5 protein-coding genes are annotated in these 6,815 nt (G+C 60.4%); 2 read left to right on the top strand and 3 right to left on the bottom strand.

Annotation, left to right across the window (positions count from 1 at the left end; translation table 11 throughout):
- Nucleotides 1-388: 388 nt before the first annotated feature.
- Together GY725_03605 and GY725_03610 are read left to right on the top strand one after the other, a co-directional pair.
- Nucleotides 389-1,513 (top strand): MinD/ParA family protein, encoded by a 1,125-nt coding sequence (locus GY725_03605; protein ID MCP4003261.1) that lies wholly within the window; start codon nucleotides 389-391, stop codon nucleotides 1,511-1,513.
- 46 nt (nucleotides 1,514-1,559) lie between these two features.
- Nucleotides 1,560-2,375: a phosphate ABC transporter substrate-binding protein gene (locus GY725_03610; protein MCP4003262.1), complete on the top strand. Its 816-nt coding sequence runs from the start codon at nucleotides 1,560-1,562 to the stop codon at nucleotides 2,373-2,375.
- Between the two features lie 76 nt (nucleotides 2,376-2,451).
- Here GY725_03610 and GY725_03615 read toward each other — a convergent pair whose 3' ends face one another.
- The 3 genes from GY725_03615 to GY725_03625 form a co-directional block, all read right to left on the bottom strand.
- On the bottom strand, nucleotides 2,452-3,549 hold the full coding sequence (locus GY725_03615; protein ID MCP4003263.1) for a 4Fe-4S dicluster domain-containing protein: 1,098 nt from the start codon (nucleotides 3,547-3,549) through the stop codon (nucleotides 2,452-2,454).
- A gap of 3 nt (nucleotides 3,550-3,552) precedes the next feature.
- A complete protein-coding gene (locus GY725_03620; protein ID MCP4003264.1) occupies nucleotides 3,553-5,400 on the bottom strand; it encodes a PQQ-binding-like beta-propeller repeat protein in 1,848 nt (615 codons plus the stop codon).
- A 31-nt stretch (nucleotides 5,401-5,431) separates the two neighbouring features.
- Nucleotides 5,432-6,815, bottom strand: a 1,384-nt coding sequence (locus GY725_03625) for a WD40 repeat domain-containing protein (GenBank protein ID MCP4003265.1), incomplete at its 5' end; no start/stop codon positions are given.

A 6,815-nucleotide genomic window follows, 5' to 3' on the forward strand; every position in this document is an offset into this window, starting at 1 on the left:
CTGCTGCGAGTACCGAGCAGGCTCAGGGGATCGAGCAGGTGAACAAGGCGATCAGCGAGATGGACGAGATCACTCAGCAGAACGGCGCGCTGGCCGAGGAAGCGACCAGTGCCAGTGAGGAACTCGCGACCAACGCGATCGGCATGAACCAGGTCCTGTCGTTCTTCACCTCGGGTGATAACGGCGGACACCACGAGATGAACACTCCGCCCACATCCCCCAGGCCGCTGGCTGCCGAGCCGAGTTCTCCGACTCGGTCAGCGCCGGTTCCCGAATCCTCCGGTCCCGATGGGTCCGACGAGGAGTGGGAAGAGTTCTGATGAACTGGCCGCTTTCGATTGAGCGGACCGCCTGAAGGAGTTCTGGTTTGGAGATGAGGGAGAGACTCGTGAGTCGGATCATTCCGATTGCCGCCGGAAAGGGTGGCGTCGGCAAGACCTTTCTTGCGGCGAACCTCTCTATCGCGCTTGCGGAAGCCGGGCACTCGGTGACCGCGGTGGACCTCGATCTCGGCGGATCGAATCTCCACAGTCATCTGGGGGTTTCGAATACTCACTCCGGAGTGGGTGACTTTCTCAAGGCGCGGAGCGTCGAGTTTTCCGATCTGCCGGTTCCCACGGGAATCGAAGGCTTGAGTCTGATCCCCGGTGATGGCAAGAGCGCGTTCATGGCAAATATTCCGTTCGCGCGAAAGAAGCGCCTGATCTCCCATCTGCTCAAGCTCGATTCGGAGTACATCGTTCTCGATCTAGGTGCGGGCGCTTCGTTCAATACGCTCGACTTCTTTGCGCTCTCGGATCACGGCCTGTTGGTCACGCAGCCGGAGTACCCGGCGTTGATGAATATGCTCTCGTTTCTGAAGCAATTCCTCTTGCGTCGCATCGAGCGGGAAACTCGCGAGCACGACGACGTGCGCGAGTTCATGGCCACCTATCACAAGCGATCCATCGAGGCCAACGAAACGTCCATCGCAGCTCTGCAGCAAGAGATCGGAACGATCGATCGCGAAGCAGGTGCGCGGGTCGAGGCGATCACGCGCCGTTACCGTCCGCGCATCGTGTTCAACATGGGCTATTCGTCCGATGAAATGGGCGTGGCGGCGAAAATCCAGGAGGCCGCCCGGGAGCATCTCTCTCTCGAACTGGACTTCTTCGGCTTCGTCTTTCACGACCGGTCCGTGCATCGAGCTATTGCCGAACGCCAGCCATTTCTGCCGAGCAAGCGAAAGAGCATTTCCGCTGCTGGGATTCTCCGCACTGCACAACGGATACGAACGTTCTGGGATCGATCCGTGAACGATAGTGCTCGAAGGGTGGAGGTCGATGCGCGCCGGACCCATGCGGCTTTCAGGCTGGCGCCGGCGCCCGGTCGCAAGATTCGCCGCGAGCCGTCTCAGCACGTATATGTGAAAGCTGAGTTCGCCAAGGATCGTTCCATCGCTCCGCCTGAGACAAATGACGGACCGAGGTTTCAGGCACGACACGATCACCAACGTCGTTCGAGTTCCAGTTAGGGCTCTGGCGACTCATCTTGAGAACACTCGATCCGAGGAGATAGATATGCATGCGAACGTTTTGAGAATAGCAATCGTAACCGGTCTGGCGCTTGCCTTCCTGGTTGGGATTCCAGACGCCGATGCCGGAGAGATCAAGTATGTGGGTTCTTCGACAGTCGGAAAGTTCATGAATGATGCGCAGTCCGCCTACACGGACAGCACGTTCTCTCTCAATACCAAGCCCGAGAGTGGGGGTGGTGAAAACGCTACCGCTGCAGGAAAGACCGATATTGGCGGTGTGGCGCGCGAAGTCAAGGAGCAGATCCTTGCCAAGGGCGTCAACAAATACCTGATCGGACACGACGCGATTGGTGTTCTCGTGAACTCCAAGAACCCCGTTTCCGATCTCTCGACGGCCCAGCTCAAGGACATCTTCACCGGCCAGGTCCACAACTGGAGTCAGGTGGGTGGCAAGGACATGGCCATCACCGTATACGTTACGAATACGCAATCGGCGACTCGCAAGGTATTTGCAAAGAAGGTCCTTGGCGGCGCTGACTACGGCGGTCCCCGGATCAAGACGATTCGTCCGGACCCCGCGATCGCCGCCAAGGTGGCCGACGATGAAGGCGGAATCGGCCAGTTGAGTTTCGCGCTCATGGGAAATTCGAGCGGGATCAAACTAATCAATCCCGACGGCCAGACCGCTTCGGTCGACAACTCCGCGTACCCGATCACTCGGCCACTCTATCTGATCACCAAGGGTGAGCCTCAGGGTGAGGTACGGTTGTTCATTCGCTGGGCGCTGTCTGATGCAGGCCAGACTGTGTTGAAGAACAGCTTTGTCGGCGCAGGTACACCGGCAAACCTGGCGCCGTAGAGTACGAGTCATTTCGGGGGGGGCGTGCCTACCACAGCGCTGGCGGCTGAGTTCTCCGACTGCAGCTCCGTTTCAGTCAGCGTTGGTTCCGGAATGCTCCGGTCCCGATGGGTCCGACGAGGAGTGGGAAGAGTTCTGATACGGACGTCGGTTCCGCTCCTGAGCTCTGCGGATCTCGCGAAGAATGCAGCGGATCGCGTTGCAGCTTCAGGGAGCGAAGTCGAGTCAGGTGAGAGATCCCGGCAGGACAGGCCTCTTCACAAGCTCCACAAAGAGAGCAGTCGGCGAGTGCCGCGTCTTCGATGCTACGGGCTCGTTCGTCGCTGCGCTGGGCTATCACGATGCTCTGAGGCGAGAGAGGGGTCCCGTCCTCTGTCGGCGGGCAGGCGGAATCGCAGCGACCGCAACCACTGCACGCATCCAGTTGCAGTCGCAGAAGCCAGGGGAGCACATCGGTCGCATTCCCTTCGACGTTTTCACTTTCGCGTACCTGGCCAATCAGTACGGCGAGAGGGGCAACCAGAATGTGCCGCAAGCGAGTGAACGGGAGCAGCGCCAGGAATCCCGAAATCATGACCACGTGAATACTCCGCCAGGAGGCGTAAGCCGGTTCAAAACCCATCCCGGTCAGAAGCCATGAAGCGGCGTGACCGCTCAGGGCGATCGGTTCCGCCTCCAGTGGTTGGCCCGAAAGGCGAGCGCCCACGGTGAAGATACCGGTGAGCGGGATCGCAAATAGCAAGGCCAGGATCAACCGATCTCCCGGAAGATCCAGTGTGAGCCGCTCCCAGCGTTTGACGTAACGGCGGTGTATCGCCATTGCGCAGCCTGCGACCAGAGCCAGGGTTCCCGCTTCTCGCGCCAGGAGAGCAGCGCCATGCAGGTCTGCAGGCTCGAAGATCCGGAAATTGAAGAGCCCGGGCAGAAGCTCGAGCGAGGAAATACCGAGCCCGGCACAGCCCCAGAAGATCAGTCCGTGCATGAGCGGAGCGCGCCATCCACCGCTGCGGAAGGGTCGCTGAAGCACGACGCGTTCCAGGAAGGAACGCGCCCGCGTACGAATCGGAGACCGAGGTCCCGTCTCTTTTCCGGAGAACCAGTGGTGTAGCCGGAAGCCGTAGCCGATGGCGCAGATGGCGGCGCCCAGTTCGAGAAGCAAAGTGTCCGGGTTCAATTCTCAGCTCCGCAGGCTCGCCTTCGCTGGCTGGGGGGCACGCCTGCGTCTTGGGCTCAGCAGTGGTTTTCCGCCCAGGCTCGCGATCGGCTCACCCTCTTGATCGAGAATCCGAGCGCGGCCGAGAGGATTCCAGGAACCCACCAGCAGATTTCCGTCGGGCAAGAAGCTGATCTGGCTGATGGCGTGGGCAGGCTTCGGCTGAAGTAACCGGCTCTGCGAACTCTCCGGATCCCAGAGCACGATGGTGCCGTCGTAGTATCCGGCGGCAATCGAGTGTCCGTCGTTCGACCAGGTGACCGTCTTGATCGAGCACGGGTGATCTTCGAATCGAGCCAGCACCTCACCATTGGCGGAGTCATGGATACGCACACTATGGTCGCGCGATGCGCTGGCGAAGACGCGCTGATCGGGGGAAAGAGCGACTGCGTTGATGATGGTGTTGGCGACGCGGAAGATCTCGACTGACCCGTCGGCGTGACTGCGGTGAATCGTACCGTCGCGCCCACCGCTGAGGTAGGTCCCATCTGCCCCGCGACACAGCGCCTTTGCCGATCCGTGGTGAAGCGTCAGCACACCGAGGAGCTGGCCCGTAGCCACATTCCAGCGCAGGACTGCGCCGGAGTAGGTCGCACAGACCAACTCGCTTCCGTCCTCCGAGAATGTGAGTGCGCAAACGATGTCTCGGAGGCCGCGGATATGGCTGGTGAGTTCCCAGCTATCGCACGAGTGGATGGCCACGGAGCCGTCCCAGGCGCCAATTGCGAGCAGCTCGCCAGATGGACAGAATTCGGCCACCAGTGGCGCGCCCTCGTGAGCCCGAAGACTCGCAACTCGTCGGTTGTTCGAACGCTCGACGATCTCCGTGGATCCGTTGTCACTACTCAGAGCGACCCAGCGCGCGTCTGAGGACAGGGCAGCGGCGTTGAGTCCCTGGGTCGGCTTTTCGATCAGCTCGCGTGTTCCGCGCTTCGCATCCCAGACGACGGGAGCACCTGCGAATGAACCCGTGAGATAGCGTCCAGTGTCACCGATTTCATCGATGAATCGGCTCCACATATTCGGGTAGTAGGTCTTTCTCAGTATTCGCCCTGTTTCGGCGTCGAATTCGCGCAGATGGTGATCGTAGCTTGCGGTGCAGATCCGCCTGCCATCGCGACTCCAGCAAACGGCCTTCACCGCGGCATCGTGGTGGGAAAGAGTCAGAAGGAGTTGGCCCGATTCCGCATCGTAGACGCGGGCCCGTCCTTCCATCGAAGAACAGGCTATGCGACTGCCATCGGGAGAAAACGGAGCGTGGTCACACCAATCGGATGCGTCATCGAGAACCAGTCGTTCCTCACCCGAATGAGCGTCCCAGATTCGCACGGTTCGATCGTCCGAAGCCGTAGAGATGCGCTTTCCGTCGGGGCTCCAGTGCACGCCGTTCACGTCGTCGGTGTGGTTCGTCAGTCGCAGGAGGCATTCGCCGTTTGACACATCCCAGATACGAGCGGTGTCGTCGAAGCTGGCGGTGGCCAGGAAGTTCCCGTCCGGGGACCAGGCCACGGAGTTCACGTCGTCCTCATGTCCCCTGAATGCACGGATCTCCCGACCCGTGGAGATTTCGCGGATGTAGGCGATGTAGTCGCATTCTCCGCTCGCGATCTGGAGCCCGTCGGGGGAAAACACGATTCCATTGACCAGGCTCGTGGCGCGAATGCTCCTGAGTTGCTCCGCGGAGTCGGGATCCCAGATGCGGATCGTGGCATCGTAACTACCCGTCGCGATTTGACGGCCCGAAGCATCGCTTGCAGTACAGCTCAACGGAGCGTCATGACCGGGTGAAGCGGAAATTGGCTGACTTCTCATCGGTGGTGTTCCTCGTCCAGGAGCAGGTGCATCAAAGGCCGCGGCCGGTTGCGGAACGACCGGGTGCGCCAAGCGCGGATTCGTCTTCGAGAAAGAGTTGATGGGGAGACAGAGTCGTGCTCGTTTCCGCCTGCAAGTCCCAGATGCGGCATGTTCCGTCACGGCTTCCGCTGATCAAGCGCGTTTCGCTCAACCAATCCACGCTGCTCACCTGCCGGGTATGCCCGCGAAGACACTGCAGGAGTTCGCCACCGGGAAGGGCGTACACGCGGATGGTCGTATCGAAGGAGCAAGTCGCGATCTTGTCGGCGCCAGCGGAGATCGCTGCGTCCCAGATGCTGAGTTCGTGACCGGTGAGCACGCCGAGACAGTTGCCTTCTTCGTCCCAGAGCCGTGTGGTTCGATCGCGAGAAGTGGAAGCCAGGAGTGCGCCATCCCGGGACCAGCTGACCGAGAAGAGCAGATCGCTGTGTCCTCCGAGTTCTCGCATTTCGTCGCGCTCGGGTGAGCGCAGAATGACTCGACAGTCTCTGGAACCCGAAGCGATCCAGCGGCCGCTAGGAGACCAGGCCACCCGATACACCGGATCGGTGTGATCTCCGAAGCGCTGAACGACCCGGCCCGATTCGGATTCCACAATCGATACCGAGCCGTCCTCCAGGCCGACCGAGAAGTATCTGCCGTCGGGGGACCAACTCGCGCTATACGCTCCGCTGGGAAAGCTGAAGTGCTGCTTATGTGAAACTCGTGGCTGGCATTCCCAAAGCGAAACACTGCCGTCGAGCGAAGCAGTGAGCAACTGCTCTCCATCCGGAGACCATTCAGCGCCTTTCACGGCTTGTTCGTGAATTTCTTCGACGCGTTCGACCGGTCTGAAGTTCTCATCCACGAGACTGAGCGAGCGATCGGCCTGGACGATGGCAATCCGATTCGCGTCACGCCCATCGCGGATCCGTCGGGTTTGCAGGCGCACCAGCGATACCGAGCGGTTGCAACCGGGCAATGTGCGCTCCAGAGTCTGGGAGGCAAAGTCGTAGATGCGCACCTTGGCGTCGATGGAAGTCGTGGCGAGCTTTGCTCCATCTGGTGACCAGGAGACCCATTCGATTTCATCACTATGGCCGCCCAGGCCACAGAACTTGGATCCGCTCTTCAGGTCCCAGATGCGCAACTCTTTGTCGTGTCCTGCGCTGGCGATCCACTGTCCGTCGGGAGAGATCATCGCCGCGTCAATATCGTCTTCGTGTGCTTCGATGACGCGAAGACACTCTTTTGATGCGAGGTCCCAGATGCGCAGCGTCCGGTCGTGCGCGCAGCTGACGAGCTGGGAACCATCGGGTGACCAGTCGACGGTGTTGGCGTGATGCTCGTGACCGCTGAGTGTTGCTATGGGCTTCCAGTCTTCAATCGAAAAG

The sequence above is a fragment of the bacterium genome, assembly GCA_024226335.1.
Classification (GTDB): domain Bacteria; phylum Myxococcota_A; class UBA9160; order SZUA-336; family SZUA-336; genus JAAELY01.